At 54.6% G+C, this 361-nt stretch carries 1 rRNA gene; it reads left to right on the forward strand.

Annotation, left to right across the window (positions count from 1 at the left end):
- Nucleotides 1–361: ribosomal RNA gene (locus HMPREF2751_RS01305) — 23S ribosomal RNA — on the forward strand; the annotation flags it as partial.

Below are 361 nucleotides of genomic sequence, written 5' to 3' on the forward strand. Positions count from 1 at the left end.
GGGTGAGGCGTGATGCGTACCCGTATTTGGGGAAGTTGGTGATCCTATGCTGCCGAGAAAAGCCTCTAGCGATGTGGATATACGGCCCGTACCCGAAACCGACACAGGTAGTCAGGTAGAGAATACTAAGGCGATCGGGAGAACTGTGGTTAAGGAACTCGGCAAAATGCCCCCGTAACTTCGGGAGAAGGGGGGCCATGACTGGTGACCGACGTGGTTGAGCTGGTTGTGGCCGCAGAGAATAGAGGGAAGCGACTGTTTACTAAAAACACAGGTCCGTGCGAAGACGGGTAAGTCGATGTATACGGACTGACGCCTGCCCGGTGCTGGAAGGTTAAGAGGACCTGTTAGACCCTTTGTG

It is taken from the genome of Corynebacterium sp. HMSC063G05, from assembly GCF_001810555.1.
Lineage (GTDB): Bacteria > Actinomycetota > Actinomycetes > Mycobacteriales > Mycobacteriaceae > Corynebacterium > Corynebacterium jeikeium_D.